General features: G+C 28.7%; 14 protein-coding genes and 1 pseudogene. 9 read left to right on the forward strand and 6 right to left on the reverse strand.

Features of this window, described 5'->3' with window-relative positions; translation table 11 throughout:
* Window positions 1-85: 85 nt before the first annotated feature.
* Window positions 86-1,693, forward strand: coding sequence for a methyl coenzyme M reductase system, component A2 (gene atwA / locus M2325_RS02315; protein WP_209590526.1), 1,608 nt, complete (start codon window positions 86-88; stop codon window positions 1,691-1,693).
* Between the two features lie 146 nt (window positions 1,694-1,839).
* Here atwA and M2325_RS02320 read toward each other — a convergent pair whose 3' ends face one another.
* Entirely contained in the window at window positions 1,840-2,109 is a 270-nt protein-coding gene (locus M2325_RS02320) for a winged helix-turn-helix domain-containing protein (protein WP_209590527.1), read from the reverse strand.
* 1,236 nt (window positions 2,110-3,345) lie between these two features.
* On the opposite strand from M2325_RS02320, the gene M2325_RS02325 reads away from it, so the two are divergent.
* Window positions 3,346-3,696, forward strand: coding sequence for a winged helix-turn-helix domain-containing protein (locus tag M2325_RS02325; protein ID WP_209590821.1), 351 nt, complete (start codon window positions 3,346-3,348; stop codon window positions 3,694-3,696).
* A gap of 333 nt (window positions 3,697-4,029) precedes the next feature.
* On the opposite strand, the gene M2325_RS02330 is transcribed toward M2325_RS02325, so the two are convergent.
* The 4 genes from M2325_RS02330 to M2325_RS02345 all read right to left on the reverse strand — a co-directional run bounded on the left by M2325_RS02330 (window position 4,030) and on the right by M2325_RS02345 (window position 8,324).
* The gene (locus M2325_RS02330; RefSeq protein WP_209590528.1) at window positions 4,030-4,323 is read right to left on the reverse strand and encodes a signal recognition particle subunit SRP19/SEC65 family protein; all 294 of its coding nucleotides are present in this window, start codon (window positions 4,321-4,323) and stop codon (window positions 4,030-4,032) included.
* A gap of 181 nt (window positions 4,324-4,504) precedes the next feature.
* Window positions 4,505-5,458, reverse strand: coding sequence for a magnesium/cobalt transporter CorA (gene corA, locus M2325_RS02335; protein ID WP_209590529.1), 954 nt, complete (start codon window positions 5,456-5,458; stop codon window positions 4,505-4,507).
* A gap of 232 nt (window positions 5,459-5,690) precedes the next feature.
* Window positions 5,691-6,947, reverse strand: a complete 1,257-nt coding sequence (gene prf1 / locus M2325_RS02340) for a peptide chain release factor aRF-1 (RefSeq protein WP_259050711.1) — start codon at window positions 6,945-6,947, stop codon at window positions 5,691-5,693.
* Between the two features lie 771 nt (window positions 6,948-7,718).
* Window positions 7,719-8,324 (reverse strand): DUF7121 family protein, encoded by a 606-nt coding sequence (locus tag M2325_RS02345; protein ID WP_209590531.1) that lies wholly within the window; start codon window positions 8,322-8,324, stop codon window positions 7,719-7,721.
* Between the two features lie 715 nt (window positions 8,325-9,039).
* On the opposite strand from M2325_RS02345, the gene rpsB reads away from it, so the two are divergent.
* The 3 genes from rpsB (at window position 9,040) to M2325_RS02360 (ending at window position 11,339) form a co-directional block, all read left to right on the forward strand.
* Complete coding sequence (gene rpsB / locus M2325_RS02350; protein WP_209590532.1) at window positions 9,040-9,696, forward strand: 30S ribosomal protein S2; 657 nt, start codon at window positions 9,040-9,042, stop codon at window positions 9,694-9,696.
* A gap of 118 nt (window positions 9,697-9,814) precedes the next feature.
* Window positions 9,815-10,483, forward strand: a complete 669-nt coding sequence (locus M2325_RS02355; protein WP_209590533.1) for an HVO_0476 family zinc finger protein — start codon at window positions 9,815-9,817, stop codon at window positions 10,481-10,483.
* Window positions 10,484-10,670: 187 nt separating this feature from the next.
* A complete protein-coding gene (locus tag M2325_RS02360; RefSeq protein WP_209590534.1) occupies window positions 10,671-11,339 on the forward strand; it encodes a 30S ribosomal protein S3ae in 669 nt (222 codons plus the stop codon).
* Between the two features lie 135 nt (window positions 11,340-11,474).
* Here the strand turns inward: M2325_RS02360 and M2325_RS02365 are convergent, their stop codons facing one another.
* A complete protein-coding gene (locus M2325_RS02365; protein WP_209590535.1) occupies window positions 11,475-12,326 on the reverse strand; it encodes an MBL fold metallo-hydrolase in 852 nt (283 codons plus the stop codon).
* A 275-nt stretch (window positions 12,327-12,601) separates the two neighbouring features.
* On the opposite strand from M2325_RS02365, the gene M2325_RS02370 reads away from it, so the two are divergent.
* The 4 genes and pseudogenes from M2325_RS02370 (at window position 12,602) to carB (ending at window position 19,689) form a co-directional block, all read left to right on the forward strand.
* Window positions 12,602-12,940, forward strand: a complete 339-nt coding sequence (locus M2325_RS02370; protein ID WP_209590822.1) for a hypothetical protein — start codon at window positions 12,602-12,604, stop codon at window positions 12,938-12,940.
* Between the two features lie 255 nt (window positions 12,941-13,195).
* A complete protein-coding gene (locus M2325_RS02375) occupies window positions 13,196-14,701 on the forward strand; it encodes a tetratricopeptide repeat protein (protein WP_259050712.1) in 1,506 nt (501 codons plus the stop codon).
* Window positions 14,673-16,121 (forward strand): flippase, encoded by a 1,449-nt coding sequence (locus M2325_RS02380; protein ID WP_259050714.1) that lies wholly within the window; start codon window positions 14,673-14,675, stop codon window positions 16,119-16,121. Before M2325_RS02375 ends, M2325_RS02380 begins: the two co-directional genes overlap by 29 nt.
* A gap of 238 nt (window positions 16,122-16,359) precedes the next feature.
* Window positions 16,360-19,689, forward strand: a pseudogene (carB, locus tag M2325_RS02385) (carbamoyl-phosphate synthase large subunit).
* Window positions 19,690-19,791: the final 102 nt, after the last annotated feature.

Here is a 19,791-nt window from a genome sequence, read left to right on the forward strand (position 1 = left end):
ATAATATCACATTTATGATAATTCTTTAGATTATACATTTATATAATTTGTAATTTTATGTTTATATTAATTTTAAGGTGATTTTATGCGTTTAATAGAAGTAAAAAACGTTACTAAGAAATTTGGAGACCATACCGTTTTAAAAGATATTAATTTTACTCTCGATGAGGGGCAAGTTTTAGGTGTTTTAGGGAGGAGTGGTTCAGGAAAATCTGTTTTATTACACATGTTAAGGGGTATGGAAGGTTACGAACCTACATCCGGTAATGTTATCTATCACGTTGCAGTATGTGACAAGTGTGGTAGAGTTGAAGTTCCATCAAAAGTTGGGCAACCATGCCAATGTAACGAAGAGCAAGTTGGAGAATTCAAGGCAAAAGCAGTCGATTTCTGGGAAAATGACGAAATGACCTACAATTTAAAGAAGAAAATTGCAATCATGTTACAAAGAACTTTCGCACTTTATGGTGAAAGAACCGTTGCAGAAAACATTTTAGAAGCTTTAAGAAACGCAGGCGTAGAAGGAAAAGAAGCAAGTGACAAAGCACTTGGTTTAATTAAAATGGTAAAGTTAGAGCATAGAATTACCCACATTTCTAGAGATTTAAGTGGTGGAGAAAAGCAAAGGGTAGTTTTAGCAAGACAAATTGCAAAAGACCCAGTTATATTTTTAGCAGATGAACCAACAGGTACTTTAGACCCTAAAACAGCCCAATTGGTACACACAGCATTAGCTGAAACAGTTGTTAAGCATAACATTGCAATGGTTATCACGTCACACTGGCCAGAAGTTATCGAAGAACTCTCACAGTCCACAATATGGCTCGAAAACGGCGAAGTTAAGATGTTTGACGAGAGTAAAAAGGTAGTAGATGAATTTATGAAAACCATAACATCTATGAAAAAATTTGAAGACGTGGAAATAAAAGACGAACTTATTAACTTGAAGGATGTTGAAAAAAGATATGTTTCAGTTGAAAGAGGTATCGTAAAAGCTGTAAATGGTATAGATATCTCAGTAAATGAGAAAGAGATATTCGGGCTCGTAGGTTTAAGCGGTGCAGGTAAAACAACCTTATCAAAAATAATTGCAGGTATTCTCCCGCCTTCCAAAGGTAACTATTCATTTAGACTTGGAGAAGAACTCGTAGATATGACAAAGGCAGGACCTGCTAATAGAGGAAGAGCACGAAGATACATCGGAATTTTATTCCAGGAATACAGTTTGTACCCCCACAGAACAGTACTTTACAACTTAACCGAATCAATAGGTCTCGAAATGCCAGCTGAATTTGCAAAAATGAAAGCAGAGCATACTTTAGTATCAGTAGGTTTCACAGAAGAAGAAGCTGAAGGTATGTTGGACAAATACCCTAAAGAATTGAGCGTAGGGGAAAAACACAGAGTTGCTTTAGCTCAGGTTTTAATCAGAGAACCTCACTTAGTATTATTGGACGAACCAACAGGTACAATGGACCCTATAACAAGAAACATGGTTGCAGAATCAATTCAAAACTCCAGAAAAGAACTTGACCAAACATACATCATAGTTTCACACGATATGGACTTTGTTTTAAACGTATGTGACAGAGCAGGTCTCGTAAGAGGCGGTAAATTGGTAAAAATGGGAAAACCTTCTGAAATTGTTGATATATTATCATCTGAAGAAAAGAGCGAAATGTTAAATGAATAATTGATATTATAAAATAAATATATTATTCAATTAATTATATTTTATTTTTTATTCTAATTTTAATTTAATTTTTTAAACTTATTTTATAATATTTTTTTATTTTTATAGTCTCTGTATTTCAATAATTTAACATAAAATCGTATGTATTAATCTATATCATCTATTTTTTTAACTAAATTCATTACTTTAATGCCCTTATTTGTAATATTATAGTATACTTTATCATTTCTTTTAACACCTTCTTCACATCTTGAAACTAAACCTGCTTCATTTAAACATTCAAGAGCTCGGTAGGTGGTAGAACTGTTAGAATGAGTTATAACTACGATTTCACTAAAGTATGACTTATCTTCATTCATAAGGTACTGCAATATTTCAATAGCTTTACTTTTATTTAGTGCTTTAATGATTTTCATAATTTATCCCATTAATTCTATTATCTAATTTTTAATTATGTATTGATTAATTTTTTAGTATCAGGAGTTGGTTTAATGCGTTATATAATATACTATTAAGAAACTTTTTAAAAAGTTTTCTTTAAGACAACCATATTGGTAAATGCAATAAGTATTATACATTATGATTGCTACTATTATATAATCTATTTAGTAATATTTATATGGTCTTTATATTTAAATAAGTTACATATAAATTATTAATTTTTTTAAATATATACGTTTATTTAAATTTGAAAGATATTCCAAAAATGGAAAGTAATATATATTAGATGTACCAAATCAAAAATGGGATATTATTCCCATTATTGCCCTATTATTTGTCAAGATGTTATGACGAATAAATTATGTTATGGATAAAATTTAGTCTTATAGCTGAAATATTAATTCATTCTATTCGGATTTATGGAATGAATATATCTTAAATAAATCGAAGAACGTAAATAATCTTATATTTAGTATTTGGGGTAAATACACTTTACATATATGCCCATATAACGTAATATATACTAGTTTAATCACTATTATCAAGTTGATAAGGAATTTACATTATGTCATTAAGTTTCTTTATTAAACTTTTATATACTTACAATGTTAGTGTAATCTATTATCCAAACCCAACACTACGTGCGAATGATGGTATACTATTATTCAAGGTATATCCATTTTCCACTTATTATTTTATTTTTTTAAACCTAATAAACTGTTTTAGCTTAATATATATTCAATAAATTATTTTATTTAGATATATGACATTGTAAAGTGATTAGATATTTGTCGAATAATAATAAAATAGCTTAAAATTTATCTTATATACTTGTTAAATATCGTATAAGAATATAAAATTTATATTGGCAATTAATTAATATATATTTTAGGATAAAATAAAGGTAAATTTTGCACAATAAGGAGAATATTTAATATAATAAGAATGGGTCGTAGGTGTAATAACCAAAAACTATATATAAAATCATGGGATATTAGTATTTTGTTTAATAAATTGGGACTTGACTATATAAATGGTATTTTTGGTGATGAATGTGCTTTTTTATAGTTTTTGAGGTTCCAAGTTAGTTAAATAAACCCCTATATTAAAATAGCTATAGAATATTTGAATTAAATAAACGTGGTGACAATATTACTCAAAAAATAATTGAAAATGTGGATAGAATTTTAGTTCAAAACATTTCAAACTTGATGGCAAGTGAAGTTAGAGCTAAGATATATATATTCCTTAGAAAGTTTGAAAAAAGTACTGTAGAGGAAATTGCTAATGGTACAGGTATATACCCATCAACTGTAAGGGAGTCCATTCTCGAAATGTACAATTTAGGGTATGTGAACAGAGAAAAAATGAAAAAAGAAGGTTTGGGTAAAAAACCATACATTTATTCAGCAGTTGAACCTTCAGCAATTATTCAAAAGATTTCTGAAAAAGTTCAAGAAAGATTAAATGATTTAATCGATATTGATGATAGAATCGAGGGAAAGCCAGCTACAATTAACGGTCCTATTAATATTGAAATTAATATTGCTAGCGATAAGTAATTACCGTTTATTTAGATAGTTAGCTATCTAATTTGGAATAGAAATTAGTTATCCAATTAATTAACCTTAATTATAGCATTCTTATGATTTACGTGTGGCCTATGATGGCATTAAACTCAAAATACCAATTAAAAATACTAAGAAATTATAAAATAATCTAAACTAAATAAATTAAATAATCTAAATAAACTAAAATAAAAAGTTCTCTCATTACTCATATAATTATAAAATATATATTTTATAAAATTTGAGTATTTTCTTTTTTATATTTAAAATAAAATTTAAAAATTTAAAATGCAAGTTAAGTGCAATAATTGCCTTAAAAATGATATTTTATGCCGAAAGTTGTTTACCTATTTTAAGTAATATTTCATATTTGCCAATACTTTCGGAATCTTCTTCTTTTTTAATTTTAATTTTTAAATGACCTACATTTTCCCAGGGTTCTTTAGGGTATGCCTTTGAATTTACCTGTTCGTATGAATAACCCAATTTTTTAGCTGCAGACACCAAATCTTTTAATTTAACATTTCTAGTGCAAAACTCTTTATTTAATTTTCTACCTTTTGAACGGCTATTTTGAATATCAAAGTAAGCAGGCCATATTACAAATTCCTTCTGGGTCATCATTTCACCAAGTTATAGTATATAGTTTTAGTTTTTTAGCATTTGTATATTTAATTTTTAATTTATCTTTATCTTTATTTTTATCGTTATATTTGTCTTTAATTTTCATATTATATTATATTATATTATAAATTTTTATCTTATTTTGATATGAATATTATATTTTCATATTTTCAATTAGTCATCTTATCCATTTTTCCTTAATGAAAATATACATAACCACAATAATTAGAATTAATGAAATGAACAATATAATCCAGAAACCATTGGGGTCTTCAGAAAATGGCAGATATTTAAAGTTCATACCATAAATTCCCGTAATCCAGACTGGAACGGCAAAAAGTGCAGTAACCATTGTCAAAATTTTCATAATCTGGTTCATTTTTATATTTTCAATTGATAAGGTCATATCCATCATTGAAGATAATAATTCCCTATATGTCGTTTCCATATCTATCAACTGAATAATATCATAATAAAGGTCTTCAAATTCCCATCTATCTTCCTGGGTAGTAATTGGAAGGTATTTACGTTTTAAAAGTGAAATAACATCTTTATTGGATATAAGAGCCTTATGGAAGTATACGAGCATTTTTCTAAGCTGTAATATGTCATCCGTAAGGTTTTTGTTGTGGTCTTGAAGAATTCTATCTTCTAAAATATCCAAATCATCTTCTACTTTAACCAATACTTTCGAATAACTACTTATAATTTGATTTAAAAGGGTATATATAAAAAACCCGTTTCCTTTATCCAATACGTTACGTGGCTTTTTATAACTTATTGCTCTATGTAATTTACCTATTGCTTTAATTTTATCTTTATGTATCGTCAAAACAATGTTATTTTTTACAAAAATACCAAATGAAGTTGTTGTAATATCTTCCTCGAATAACGGAGCTTTGAAAACTATTAAGTAGTAATTTTCTTCCTCTTCTACCCTTGGAACTTCTTGTTCGTCGAGACCTAACGCTAATTCATCAGTTTCGATATCCAGTTTTTTAGATATGGCCAACAATTCTTCGTCAGAGGGGTCATAGCAATCCATCCAAATTAATTTATAGTCTTCGTCCAGGATTTGATTAAATTCCATTTTTCGAACATCTTTTTCAACGTAACCAAGAATTTCAAGCATATTATCACAATAGGTTCCTTTTAATTCTATTATGTATTGTTATCGATTGTTATAATAATTATTTTTCATTAATTGTTTTACAATTGTTTCACAGTATATTTTCTATAATATATTATTTATTTTTCCATAATATTATAAATTGTTATTTATTAAGTTGTTAAATCATATTTAAATTAAAAATAAATAAAATAATAGTTAATTAAATTAGAATATGTAATTATAATATTTTAAATTAAATTTTATATCTTAATATCGCAGCAATTCCCCTGAAAGCTTTTGATATCTGATTTCCTTCTTCGGTATCGGTTGAAACAACAACAATATTTGAGCCGTTTACATTACATAATTCTGCTAAATATTCAATTATATCCATTTCTTCCGCGATGGTTAATGAACCTTCACAGTTTGGACAAGATTTTGACTTAAGTTCTTCTTCAAACTTGTATAGTTCGTTATTTTTCACATTTATATTTGTAATGGCTTCACAGTTGTTACATTTAATGGTTACTCTAGTCGTGTTTAAGTCTTCAGTTACGATAAGAGTGTCGATTGCGCCCATATCAAGATATTTCATAACTTGTTTTTCACCGTAAGCTGCAAGGCCTCCCTCATCTTTGATTAATTCCTTAAAGAATTTTTGAATAATTACCTTTTCTTTCATTAAATCCATATCTCTAAGTAATTCGGAAGCTTTATCCAATAATTCCCTAATTCCAAATTCCTCGGTGTAACATAAGTCGAAAGTATCGATAACTTTTTTACCCAATTCGTGGTGTAAAAATCCTTTTTCAACGAATTCGTTTTTAGTGTTTCCAGGACCGCCAATTAACAATCCTTTCAATTTTTTCTCTTCTAATATTGGCATAAATGATTCGTTGGAGTACTCCCCAATTCTTACCATGAATTGATGGGCTGCATCGTCGATTAATCTTTCCAATCTTCTTGCAGATTGACCTCCCGCTTTAAATTTACCCGGTACACCACTTGTTAATTTTTTTAACACAGTAATAGTTTTTCCTTTAACTGTACCGATTGTAGCTTCGTTTCTATCTACAAGAATAACGCCGTAAACTTCTTTATCTTGGATAAAGTCTTCAAGTGGGTCTGTGAAAAATTGAGAATCACACCTATATATAAATGTTTTAACCGCTTCAGGTGGCTCTAAAACGTAAACTTCCATTTTTTCAGTACCTGGACCGCCTCTAGGAATCATTCCTGCAAATATAATTGCACCATTTTCCAATGGTTCTTTTAAGAGTTTTAACCTTTGTAAGATTACTTCAATGGCTGACTGAACGTTTTTCATCGTAGCTTTACTCTTAATATTTGAGGATTGTGACAATTCCTGTCTTAAGTATTGGGATATATCGGACACTCTTCTGCCCGCAGGTACGTAAACGCTAATTAATTCAGTACCTTTTCCTTTTTTTCCTTTTAATTCTTTGAGGGATTTTTTAAATAAATATGCTTCTGTTGAGGTTTGGCTCATAACTTATACACCTTAAATTGTTATATTTGCTTTACATATGCAATTAAAATAAATTAATTTAAACTAAAATAATTACCTTAACTTAATTTAAATTAATTTAAGTTATATTAAATTATATTAAATTAGATTGTTTTAAAAATTAAATTATATTACAGAATATTTATTTACTATATTTTCAGATTATATGAAAAATCTATAAAATAAAAATATAAAAAACAAATAAGGCAAGTGTTTCATATTTTAAGTAATACAGTTTTTAAAGTTTTAAAATATAAGTCAAAGTCTAATTTTAAATTCATAATTTCACGTTTTTAATAGATACATACATAAATATGGGTTAAATCAACGATTTTATCGGTGAGTGTCATTAATTTTAAAATAAATGCTATTTGAATTATAATTTAGAGTTTTAATAGTCGTTTTTAATTTCCATATGCGCTATTTTCATCGTCATATACTATGGTTTAATAATATATAAACCTAAGGCGTTATTCTATACCTTAAAATTCACTGTTAAATAGATATAAAATAATATTATAAATTTAAAAATAAATATGGTAAATACAATACAATATACCAATTATAACAATTATATCAAAATATAACCTAATAGAATAGAATAAGATAGAATAAACTATAAATTAAATAACTACTTATCAAAATTAAAAATGAATAATAAATAATAAATAAAAAGAAAGCAAGATTAACAATAAAATATGGATTATTAAGTCTAATAATCTATAGTACGTTTAAATAAAATTATAGAGATTTTTACTCTACACTATCTTGCGAAATTTCCTGAAGTTTTAGATTCTTCAGCTGTTCATGAAGTTCTGAAGCTTTTGATTTTAATTGATTTATCTCGTTGTACGCCAATAATAACTCTTGGTGCTTTTCCGCACTAGTTCGCGCATTTTCTAAAACTTTTTTATGCTCATCTGAAGATTCATTTACCAATACTGAAATATTATCTGACATTTCTTTAATGGTTTCATTTAATTCCTCTAATTCAGAAGCTCTTTTGTATAATTCCTGATATGATTGAATCTGAGCTGCCAAAGCTTGTTCTCTGTCCATATCCGTAGCACTAGTTTCAAGTTGCATTTCCAATTGTTCAATTTTTTCAGCAATTTGATTTTTGGTTAATTTCATCATCTTAAATTCTTCAAGAAGTCCTGCCCTTTTCTGTTTTAAGTCCCTAATTTGTTCAATTCTATTTTTTACGTCCGTATTTATGGCTTCTCGAGTCTCTTTAAATTCCTTAACCTTTTCGTTTGCGTCGTCTCTTATTTTCTTTAGTTCTTTAGCTTCTTCGTATAATTCTTTTATTTTAGTATTTATCTTATCAAGTTGAGTTTTTATAGGTTCATATTCCATTTTTTACACCAATCCCTCGTTTGGGTAGGGCATGTAACCCTCATATATATAAATTTGTAAATTTGGGTATTTATTATTTATTATTTAATTCCCACATACCTCAAATTTCTAAATTTTATTGACTATTTATTTATGTATTTGTTAATTCATCCATATTTTTTGGAGTTTTTAAATGCGCCAATAATTAATTTATGTATTACTTATGAATTAATCTACAATATAATTCTACAATATAATATTTGATATATGCCCTTTATAAACCATTCGAAATTTAAATTATATTGTATTCATTATTTGAAATTCAAAGTAATGTGGCTATCTAGCATAACTATATATATTAAGTGATAAAACATCTATTAGGTTATAAAACCGAATTGAATACTTTCTTTAAAAATTCGATTTAAACGATTTTAAAGTAAATAAACAAGAAAAACGTTAAATATTAAACTAAATATTAATAACTAAAAAAGAATGGTTTTAATTGTATATTATTATTAATTAGATATTATTAATTAGATATTATTAATTGATTAATTACAATTTAAATAACGATTAAATCGTAATTACCATTCGTAAACAAAAAAGTCCAATTACTACATAAACAAAGGATATGGCATATATCATATGTTATAAACAAGTTTTTAGTATTTGGAAAACATGTGAAAAGGCTTTATTTTTCGAAAGTCAAGAACCCACTATTTTGGAGGAAAAAAACATGGCAGACGATAACCTATTAACATCGTTGGACACCTACTTAGCATCAGGTATCCACATCGGTACACAGCAAAAAACCGAAGACATGAGAAGATTTATCTACAGAGTTAGAGCTGACGGTTTATATGTATTAGACGTTAGGAAAACTGATGAAAGATTAAGATTAGCTGCAAAATTCTTATCAAACTATGAACCAGAACAAATTTTAGCTGTTTCAAGAAGAGTTTATACAGTAGGACCATTAGAAAAATTCGGTAAAACAACAGGAATCAAAACACTCGCAGGTAGATTTGTGCCAGGTACATTAACAAACCCTGCATCAAGAAAGTTCATGGAACCAGAAGTTTTATTCTTAAGTGACCCTAGAGTAGACAAACAAGCATTAAAAGAAGCTATTGAAGTTGGAATACCTATTGTAGGTATGTGTGACACAGAACACTTAACCTCACACATTGACTTTATCATCCCTACAAACAACAAAGGTAGAAAGTCAGTATCTTTAATGTACTACTTAATCGCAAGAGAATACATGAAAAACAGAGGATTAATTGGTGACGAAGTACCATTTAAATATGATGACTTCTTAGAAAAATCAATGAATACCAAAGTTAAAATGAAAAAGAGACCACATAGAAGACAAAACAGAAGAAGAAGATAATTAATAAACACTATTAATAAAAACTATTAATATTGTCAATTAACAATCTAACTAATTATCAATCAAGTAATAAAGTATTACAAAATATCATACTTATATAAATAGAAACAGTGGTAAAATGAGCGAGAACCAGAACAAAACTTACGAAAATGAATACGACGATGAATGCGAAACATTTGAAGAGCAGTTATATTTTGAATGTCCTGCATGCAATGATATTACTCCTCACGATTTAATCAAAAAAGTTGAATCAAAAAAACTTTTGAGATATACGGTAAAATGCCAAGATTGTGGAAATGTGCACAACATCGAAAAAAGATGTAAACTACAACATATTAAGGTTGTAGTCAGTAGATATAACCAATCTGAACAATTCACTATCGATATTCCTGACGATGAAAAGTTGAGCGTTGGCGACACAATTGAAGTAAAAGGCGAGAATGTTGAAATAACTAGTGTAGAACTTGAAGGTTCAAGAAGAGTGGAATCTGCATTTGCAAAAGACATTAAAATGATATGGGCTAAATCTTTAGACGTTCCTAAAAAAGTCAATATTTCTGTTAGTGCTGGTGGAATAACCCGTTCTTTTAGCGTTTTAGTTTCACATAATCAGGCTTTTGAGGAAGACCAGGTATATAGGGCAGGTGAACTGTTTTTCAGGATAAAGAGAATAAAAACAGAAAAAGGATATTTCACCAGAGAAGTTGCAAGGAAAATCGTGAGAATTTACTCGGAACCTGTAAGTCCTATGAGGGATTTCATTGATTTAACCGATTATGTAATTTAATTATTATAATATAATTAAATATATTGGATTATAAGTAATGATTATAAGTAATAATTACTACTAACGATTAATATCAATAAATAATATGATTTAAAATTTCATTTAATTCATTTTAACTTATAACGAAATACGAAACATGAGATATTCATTGAATTCAAAAATCAGAATTCATATTTGAGGTGTAACCATGGCAAGAATGAAAGCAAGGTCAACCAAAGGAAAAAGAATGACCAGAGATACTTGGAAAACCAAAGTATGGTATAATATTGTTGCTCCTAAATCCTTTGGAGGGGCAGAAATAGGACAAACACCTGCAAACGACCCAGCAGGTTTAATCGGTAGAGTTTCAGAAATCAGCTTAAAAGATTTAACAAACGACCACTCAAAACACTCAATCAGAATGCAGTTCAAAGTTGATTCAGTAAGTGGTAAAAACGCTGTTACTCAATTTGTAGGTCACGACACTACAAGAGAATACTTGAAATCACAAGTTAGAAGAAGAAGAAGCAAAATTACAACAATCATTGATGTAAGAACAAAAGATGGCTTCAAATTAAGAGTTAAAGCTTTAGTTTTAACAGCTGTTAGAGCAAGAGACCACCACAAAACAGAAATCAGATTAAAAACAGAACAAATCATCAGAGACATGTCAAAAGAATTGACTTTCCCTGAATTCGTTCACGCTATGTTAATGGGAGCTATGGGTTCAAAAATCTACGGCGAATGTAAAAAATTATTCCCATTAAGAAGAGTAGAAGTTTACAAATCAGATGTTATGGAAAAAGGTGTATTAGCACCAGTCGCTGAAGAAAAAGCTGAAGAAGAAAAAACAGAAGCTAAAACTGAAGCGCAATAAGATTTTAACATTTAAAGTCTAAATTTTAAAATCTTATCTTATTTTTTTTAAAAACAATTAGTAATATAAAGTAAAATAAAATATATAATAAAAATAAGAATAAAAGCTTTTTTTAAAATTAATCAATCAAAAATCTTAAAATTCTAAAACTGTACCTGCAGATAATTCTTTTAATGGATTTTCTTGTGCAAGTCTAATTTTTGAATTTAAATCCGTGCAATGGCAAGCATATAGTGATTGCAAATTTAAACTTTTCAAATAGTCGCAGGTTTTAGTGATTCTATCTTCTGAAGGCTCTATTAAGTGAAAGCCACCAATTGCACTACTAACGGGATAATCTCCGATTAACTTTTTTGCCATTTCGGTGGTGTTACAGATGCCAGAGTGTGCACAACCAGTGATTATAACCAATTCTTTTTTATCATCATCACCTTTAATGTATGCAAGGGAGCTATCATCTACTAAATAATCGTCTACATATACATTATTGCCATTTTCATCTTTAACAAGTTTTTTATAAGGGTCTACAGTTTCAAAATCGTTATTCCTTTCAATTTCCCCTAAAAAATAAAAATTTTCAGTTATTTTTTGCATTTTTTTAGATAATTGTACGTTAAAAGCTTTTTTAATATCTTTTATATCTACGGTGCAACCAATTTCTTCGCTTCCTTTAAATTTCCTATCAAATACTGCGTCATGAGCAATTAATACAGGTTTTTGTTTTTTAGTTCTAAATTCGCTCATGTATTCGATTAAATATTTTAAACCACCGGTGTGGTCATTGTGACCGTGAGATAATACCAAGTAATCGATATTGGCTATATTAATACCTAATTCTTCGGCATTTTCTATAAATAAATCTGAAAATCCAGTATCGTGTAAAATTTGTTTATCGTCAACTTCAATAAATTGGGATAATCCGTGCTCCCCACATATATCCCTACTTAATAGTTGGGCATTATTATCTACTAAAACAGTTAATTTCATATTTTTATCCTCATTATTTTATTAATTTAGTCAATTATTCAATATTACCTATTTCCCACATATGATATAAATGTGATAGAATTATGTTAAAATACAATATACCTCACAAACAACATACACAAAAATTTTATATAGTCTCATAAGGCATAATTAGACTTAACAATATATATCAACAATATTACAACAATATCATTATAACGTCATGTCATAAAATCGAGCCCAAATATACGTTTATTATAGATTTTGTGTATATTTATATTGTCCCAGGTGTTAATATGGAAGATACAGTAGTAAATTGGTTTGAAGAAGGAATTTTGAATTGTAACTCAAATAAACCGGATTACGAAAAGGCTTTAATCTGCTTTAAAAGAGTAATTTCTTCAAGAAAAATGGCTGAAAGTGAATACGAAATATGGAATCTTATGTCTTCAATATATCATGAGTTAGGAAAGGACAAACTCGCAATGCAATGTATCAAAAACGCATTAGACCTTGCCCCTGAAAATTCCAAACTATGGATACAAAAAGCACAATTATTGCAAGATGATGACCCTGAAGAAGCCAAAAACTGTTTTAAAAAAGCTCTAGAACTTTCAGAAGTTCTTGAAATATAATAAATTTATTTATTTCTTTAAATTATTTTGATTATATATTATTTTATATTATTTTATATTATTACATATTATTTTATTTTTCTTTTTATTTATTAGTATATCGATATATTAATTTATTTAATTTAATAGATTAAGATAGTTACCTCACGTATTATATAAAATATTTTATATACTATCATGGCTATAATTATTATGTCTATATATGCCCATCATAAAGTGGCACCTATAAATGAGAGCATAGTGGGAGTGAGTTAAATGCCCTCGAATCAACAAACTTATAAGTTATATGTTCAAGGAATCGCGTATTACAATGATAGAAAGTATTCAAATGCAATTGGTTACTTTAAAAGGATATTAAGGATAAATTCAAGTGATTTTTTAGCACTTTTCGGCATGTGTTTGGTATATACTGCAATTGAAGACTATGAGGTTGCACTCGATTACGCAAATAAATGTTTGTATCACAATTCTCAATACCAGCCCGCAATAATATATAAAAATAAGCTGGGAAAAAAGATTGAAACATCAAATATGGAAAAATACGAACGTTGGAGTAAATTGGGGCTTAAATATTACAAAGATAAAAACTATTTAAAATCTCATTACTATTACGAAAAAGCTTACGTATGCAATCCAAATTCAAAAATTGCATTAAAAAATTTAAAATTTGTTCAAAATCTTTTAAAATCACGATTACCGTACGAGTGGAACGCAAAAGCACTCGAGTTTTACAAGCAAAGACAGTATGAAAAAGCTAGAGTATGTTTAAAACATGCTTTGTCATTAAACCCTAATTCTCAATCAATAAAAAATAATATTGTTAAAATTTCTAAAATTATAGATTCTAGAAAGGCAAAAGCCTTGGAACTTAATAGGGAACTCAAATCAGTCGAAAATATGACTGAAACTAGTGTTAACCCAAATAATGGTAATATTATCAGTATTAGTAATAATGAACATGATAAAGATTGTGAGGATATAAAGTCTAACACAGAATATATGGAATTAAATAATTTAATAAATAATTTAATCTATGATACCTTAGAAACACAAATAGATTTTGAAGAAAAGATTACTGAAAATGTGGAACCTATAGACGTAGGGGAAATTGATATCAACTATACCGAGGATAGTATTAGTATAGAAATTGAAAATAATAATATTAAAAATATTAAAAATAATATTGGTATTAATGGTAGTAATACAGATAATTTAAATAAATCAGATTCTGAATCTTTTATCAAAAAAGAAGAATTAGAAAAGGAAAAATTAAAAGAAAAAGAAGAAAAAGAAGAAAAAGAAGAAAAAGAAGAAAAAGAAGAAAAAGAAGAAGAACTTAAAAAAGCTTCCAATGATACAGAACTTGAAAATAATAATATAAATAATAATAAAAAAACCAAAGAAAATAAAATTAGAAGAGATTTAATACCTTTTAACACAGATATGGGTGTAGATTTATCAAAATTACCCGGAAATACTAGAAGAAATAAAAATGTAACTACCTATAAAGACTCATATAGTAGCCCTTATGAAAACATATATAAAAATAAAGAGTCTTTTGGAAAACAAGGACATGAACTCGAATACGAACACCATGATTCAAATGAGGACAATTTAATGGTGGTAAATTTAAATAATGAAGAAGTTCAAAAAAATAATAACAAGAATAAACTTCCTAAAAATAATTATGAAGATGATAAAGATAAATTTGAATACTATATTGATGATGTCTATGAAGATTACGAAGAACCAATATTCTAAAAATAAATTAAAAAGACTTAAGCAGATTAAAAATTCAGAAGATAATCTTTTTAAAGATAGTTTTTATATGATATTGTCAAATCTCTACTCAAAATTAATTCTATACTTATTTTTTTGGTTAATCCCTTTTATCGTTGGTACAGAAGGTTTTGGTATCATTAGGGGTTTATTACCTATTGCTGACACGATTGTAATCTTTTTTTGCTCGGGAATCCCTCCTGCAATGGCTAAATTTATATCTGAAAATAAATCAAAGACACAATTGGAAAAAATACAGCAGGAAAAACTTAATAAAACCGATTTTACAAATTTAAATGACGCAAATAATGAAAATAATCTTTGGGAATTTGATATATTAAAGTATATGGTTTTATTTTCCTTTGTTGGGGCTTTATTTGCAATTTCTTTGAAATACATATTAGGTGGGGATTATTCAACATTACCTGATATTTATTACTATGCGATAGCTTTATCTATACCCTTTTCAGCTATTATATCATGGTCAAGGGGTATATTACAAGGTAATTTAAAAATAAGGCAATTATCGCTAACATGGGTGTTAGAACATACTTCAAAAGTTATATTTTTAATACCTTTGGCGTTATTTTTTGGTGTAACTGGGGCTTTGTTGTCGATTTCTGTAGGTTACCTATTAGGTGGTCTTTTAGGGCTCTATATAATTTTTAAATATATACCTCGTTACAAAAATAAAAAATCAGAAATAATTTCAACATCTGATTTAAAATTAAATAATGAAATTTCCAATACCTTAGTACGTAAAGTAATGATTTACGCCTTACCAATAGCTTTAACAGCTACTTCATATCGTTTATTAAATGATTTGGATAGTATATTCATAATGAGTATGTTAGGCGGTTACGATAATGGTTTATACGGTTATGCGTCATTAATTTCTAAGCTACTATTCTTATTTGCAGCATCTATTTCAACAGTACTAATTCCAAGAATAGCTAAATCTAATTCAGAAAATTTAAATGAAAATAATTCGAAAGATTCGAAGATATTAAAAGGTTCAAAAGCTTTAAATTATTTAAAAAAATCCATATTATTGAATTTTATAATATTACTGCCGTTATTGACAATTTTCGTAATATTTGCAAATGATATTTTGAAATTATCTTTTGGAGTTTCAAATATTGACGTTTCAAATAGTTTGATAATATTGTCATTTTCTGCGTCAGTTATGAGCATGTATACTTTATCGGCGTCTTCGCTTCAAGGAATTGGCTACGCAAAAATACCTTTATACATTATAATCCTAGGTATAGTCTTAAATTCCATATTAAACCTATCTTTGATACCAATATATGGAATAATGGGCGGGGCAATGGCAACATTAATTTCTTCGTCAATAATTTCAATTATCACATTTATTATAGCTTTAAAGAAATTAAGATAAATCAAATATTTTTCATATATTTTCATATATTTTCATATTTTTTTTAATATTATTATATAATTAATATATTTAATTATACCAATTATGCGATACTATAAATATGTTAATATGGTATATTTTGATAATTTGAATATCAATTTTGAGTCATTTTTGAGTCATTTAATTGATTTTGATTTTATGAAATCTCAACTAATAGAGCATTCCAAAGTTAACAAGTACAATATCATAAGGTGGAAATTTGAAAAGACAAAACATTAAAAAGGTAATGATATTAGGTTCAGGGCCCATTGTAATAGGGCAAGCTGCAGAATTCGATTTTTCAGGTTCTCAAGCTTGTAAATCGTTGAAAGAGGAAGGTGTTTACACTATTTTGGTTAATTCAAACCCTGCAACGATTCAAACAGACACCAACATTGCAGACAAAGTTTATTTGGAACCATTAAATCCAAAGGTACTTGAAAAAATAATTCAAAAAGAAAAACCAGACGCTATTTTACCTACAATGGGGGGACAAACGGGCTTAAATCTCGCCATTGAATTATCAAAAAGGGGAATATTGGAAAAATACAATATAGAGCTTTTAGGTTCAACTGAAGAAGTAATCGAAACTTCTGAAGATAGGGATTTATTCAATAAAGCAATGGAAGAAATAAACCAGCCAATAGCCAAATCTGCAGCTGTTAATTCTGTGGAAGACGCAATTGAAGCCACTAAGGAATTAGGATACCCCGTAATTGTTAGGCCTGCTTTTACATTGGGCGGAACTGGTGGTGGTGTAGCTAATAATGAGGAAGAATTGGTAGAAATCACGGAAAAAGGACTCGCATATTCAATGATACATCAAGTTTTAATTGACCAAAGTTTATTAGGTTGGAGAGAATTTGAATACGAAGTTATGAGAGATAAGAACGATACATGTATCGTAGTTTGTAATATGGAGAATATAGACCCTATGGGAATACACACCGGTGAAAGTATTGTTACAGCTCCATCACAGACATTAAGTGACGATTTACACCAATTACTAAGGGATTCGGCTTTACAGATAATAAGACACTTAAAAATTGAAGGTGGATGTAACGTTCAATTTTCCGTAAATCCTGAAGGAACTGAATATGTGGTAATTGAGGTAAATCCAAGGGTTTCAAGAAGTTCTGCACTTGCAAGTAAAGCAACAGGTTACCCAATAGCAAAAATAGCTGCAAAAATAGCTTTAGGTATGACACTTGACGAGATTTTGAATGACGTTACAAAAGAAACACCTGCAAGTTTCGAACCTACCCTAGATTATGTGGTTGTAAAAATCCCAAGATGGCCATTTGACAAATTTAGAACCGTTGATAAGAGATTAGGGACTGCGATGAAGTCAACCGGTGAAATTATGGCAATCGGTAGGACTTTTCAAGAAGCTTTGCAAAAAGCAATTAGAAGTTTGGATATCGGAAGATATGGAATTATTGGCGATGGAAAAGAAAAAGAACACTCTAATGATGAAATAAATGAAATTTTAAAGAATGCAACAGACGAAAGGATATTTATAATCGCTGAAGCATTGGATAAAGGTTGGTCAATCAGGGAAGTTTGCGAATTAACTGGAATTGACGAATTTTTCATAAAAGAAATTAATAAAATAATTGAAACTAAAAAAGAATTAGAAGTTTTAGGTAAAATTATTTAATCTTTAAAATTTAATCTTTAATATTTACAAATTAACATTTATATCTTTAATAACATTATTAGGGGATTTTTTATGATTATAGATAATAAAAAATTAAAAGAAATATTTTTAAAAGCCAAAATGTACGGTTTTTCAGATGTACAATTAGCAAATCTTTTAAACAAATCAGAAGAAGAAATTAGGGAATTTAGAAAAGAACTTAATTTAACACCTGTTTATAAGATGGTAGACACTTGTTCAGCAGAATTTGAAGCAGCAACTCCTTATTACTACTCTTGCTATGAAAGATACATTGACGAAGAGCAGAACGAAAGTAAAGCTTCAGACAGAAAAAAGGTAATAATTTTAGGTTCTGGTCCAATTAGGATTGGTCAAGGTGTTGAATTTGATTATTCTACAGTACATGCCATTTTTGCATTAAAAGAAATGGGTATTGAAGCCATAATCGTGAACAACAATCCCGAAACAGTAAGTACGGATTACGATACTTCCGATAAACTTTACTTTGAACCTTTAGTTTACGAACAAATAATGGACATAATTGAGAACGAAAGTAAAAACAACAACTTTTTGGGTGTAATTGTACAATTTGGTGGTCAAACAGCCATTAACCTTGCAATGAAACTTCACAATGCGGGCGTAAATATATTAGGTACAAGCCCTCAGTCAATTGATTTGGCAGAAGACAGGGAGCAATTCCTAAAAGTGCTCGATAAATTGAAGATACCTCAAGCAGAGGGTGCAACTGCATTCAGTGAAGACCAGGCAATAGTAATTGCTGAAAAAATAGGTTATCCAGTATTAGTTAGACCTTCATACGTTTTAGGTGGTCGAGCAATGCAAATTGTGTATAATACCGAGGAATTAAAGGACTATATGCGTGAAGCGGTTAAAATATCTTCAGACCACCCAATTTTAGTGGATAAATTCTTAGAAGAAGCTACAGAAATCGATGTAGACGCAATATGTGATGGTGAATCCGTATTCTTAGGTGCAATCATGGAGCACATCGAGGAAGCAGGTATCCACAGTGGTGATAGTGCTTGTGTAATACCTCCTCAAACACTCTCTGAAGAAACATTAAAGATTATTCAAGAATACACCACTAATTTAGCTTTAGATTTAGGCGTAGTAGGTCTTTTAAACATACAATATGCTGTAAAAGATGGCAAAGTTTACATTATCGAGGCAAACCCAAGGGCTTCAAGAACTATACCGTACGTGAGTAAATCTGTTGGCGTACCTTTAGCTAAAATCGCAACAAACGTGATAATGGGTAGAAAATTAAAAGAAATGGGATACGAAGGTGTAGCAAAAGCTAAATACGTAAGTGTTAAGGAAGCAGTATTCCCATTCTTAAAATTACCTGGTGTAGACCCAGTATTAAGTCCTGAAATGAAATCAACTGGTGAAGCAATAGGTATTGATAAAGATTTCGGTGTAGCATTCTATAAATCCCAGTTATCTGCAAATATGGAATTACCAACCACTGGAACAGTATTTATAAGCGTTAGAAACAGGGATAAAGATAACATTGTAGAAATTGCCAAAAAGTTCACCGATTTAGGCTTTGAAATTGTTGCAACATCCGGTACGGCTAGAGAATTAAGGCAATTCGGAATCGATGTAATGGAAGTTAAAAAGATATCCGAAGGTAAAAAAGGTAGTATTTTAGAGCTTGCTCAAAAAGGCGGTGTTAATTTAATGATAAACACCTCTTCAGGAGATAAGGCAAAAACTGATGGTTATTTAATAAGGAGAGTTGCAGTAGAACTCAATATACCATATTTCACAACATTACAGGGTGCTTTAGCTTCCTTAAAAGCAATTGAATCTATTAAAAATAACGCAGAATTAGAAGTTTATTCATTAAATGAATTAGAAAATTAATTATACATTCTATAACTTCAATAGTAGTTTATTTTTTAATTTTTTAATTTTTTTTATTTTTTTACTTTTTTATTTTATACTATTTTATATATCATTTATTTC

This window comes from Methanococcus voltae PS (genome assembly GCF_024807035.1).
In the GTDB taxonomy this organism is placed as follows: domain Archaea; phylum AGJL01; class Methanococci; order Methanococcales; family Methanococcaceae; genus Methanococcus; species Methanococcus voltae.

What these genes read in the sequence shown, in the direction of transcription:
- atwA (WP_209590526.1), top strand. Translation starts at nt 86, where the DNA reads ATGCGTTTAATAGAAGTAAAAAACGTTACTAAGAAATTTGGAGACCAT.
- M2325_RS02320 (WP_209590527.1), bottom strand. Translation starts at nt 2,109, where the DNA reads ATGAAAATCATTAAAGCACTAAATAAAAGTAAAGCTATTGAAATATTG.
- M2325_RS02325 (WP_209590821.1), top strand. Translation starts at nt 3,346, where the DNA reads ATGGCAAGTGAAGTTAGAGCTAAGATATATATATTCCTTAGAAAGTTT.
- M2325_RS02330 (WP_209590528.1), bottom strand. Translation starts at nt 4,323, where the DNA reads ATGACCCAGAAGGAATTTGTAATATGGCCTGCTTACTTTGATATTCAA.
- corA (WP_209590529.1), bottom strand. Translation starts at nt 5,458, where the DNA reads ATGCTTGAAATTCTTGGTTACGTTGAAAAAGATGTTCGAAAAATGGAA.
- prf1 (WP_259050711.1), bottom strand. Translation starts at nt 6,947, where the DNA reads ATGAGCCAAACCTCAACAGAAGCATATTTATTTAAAAAATCCCTCAAA.
- M2325_RS02345 (WP_209590531.1), bottom strand. Translation starts at nt 8,324, where the DNA reads ATGGAATATGAACCTATAAAAACTCAACTTGATAAGATAAATACTAAA.
- rpsB (WP_209590532.1), top strand. Translation starts at nt 9,040, where the DNA reads ATGGCAGACGATAACCTATTAACATCGTTGGACACCTACTTAGCATCA.
- M2325_RS02355 (WP_209590533.1), top strand. Translation starts at nt 9,815, where the DNA reads ATGAGCGAGAACCAGAACAAAACTTACGAAAATGAATACGACGATGAA.
- M2325_RS02360 (WP_209590534.1), top strand. Translation starts at nt 10,671, where the DNA reads ATGGCAAGAATGAAAGCAAGGTCAACCAAAGGAAAAAGAATGACCAGA.
- M2325_RS02365 (WP_209590535.1), bottom strand. Translation starts at nt 12,326, where the DNA reads ATGAAATTAACTGTTTTAGTAGATAATAATGCCCAACTATTAAGTAGG.
- M2325_RS02370 (WP_209590822.1), top strand. Translation starts at nt 12,602, where the DNA reads ATGGAAGATACAGTAGTAAATTGGTTTGAAGAAGGAATTTTGAATTGT.
- M2325_RS02375 (WP_259050712.1), top strand. Translation starts at nt 13,196, where the DNA reads ATGCCCTCGAATCAACAAACTTATAAGTTATATGTTCAAGGAATCGCG.
- M2325_RS02380 (WP_259050714.1), top strand. Translation starts at nt 14,673, where the DNA reads ATGAAGATTACGAAGAACCAATATTCTAAAAATAAATTAAAAAGACTT.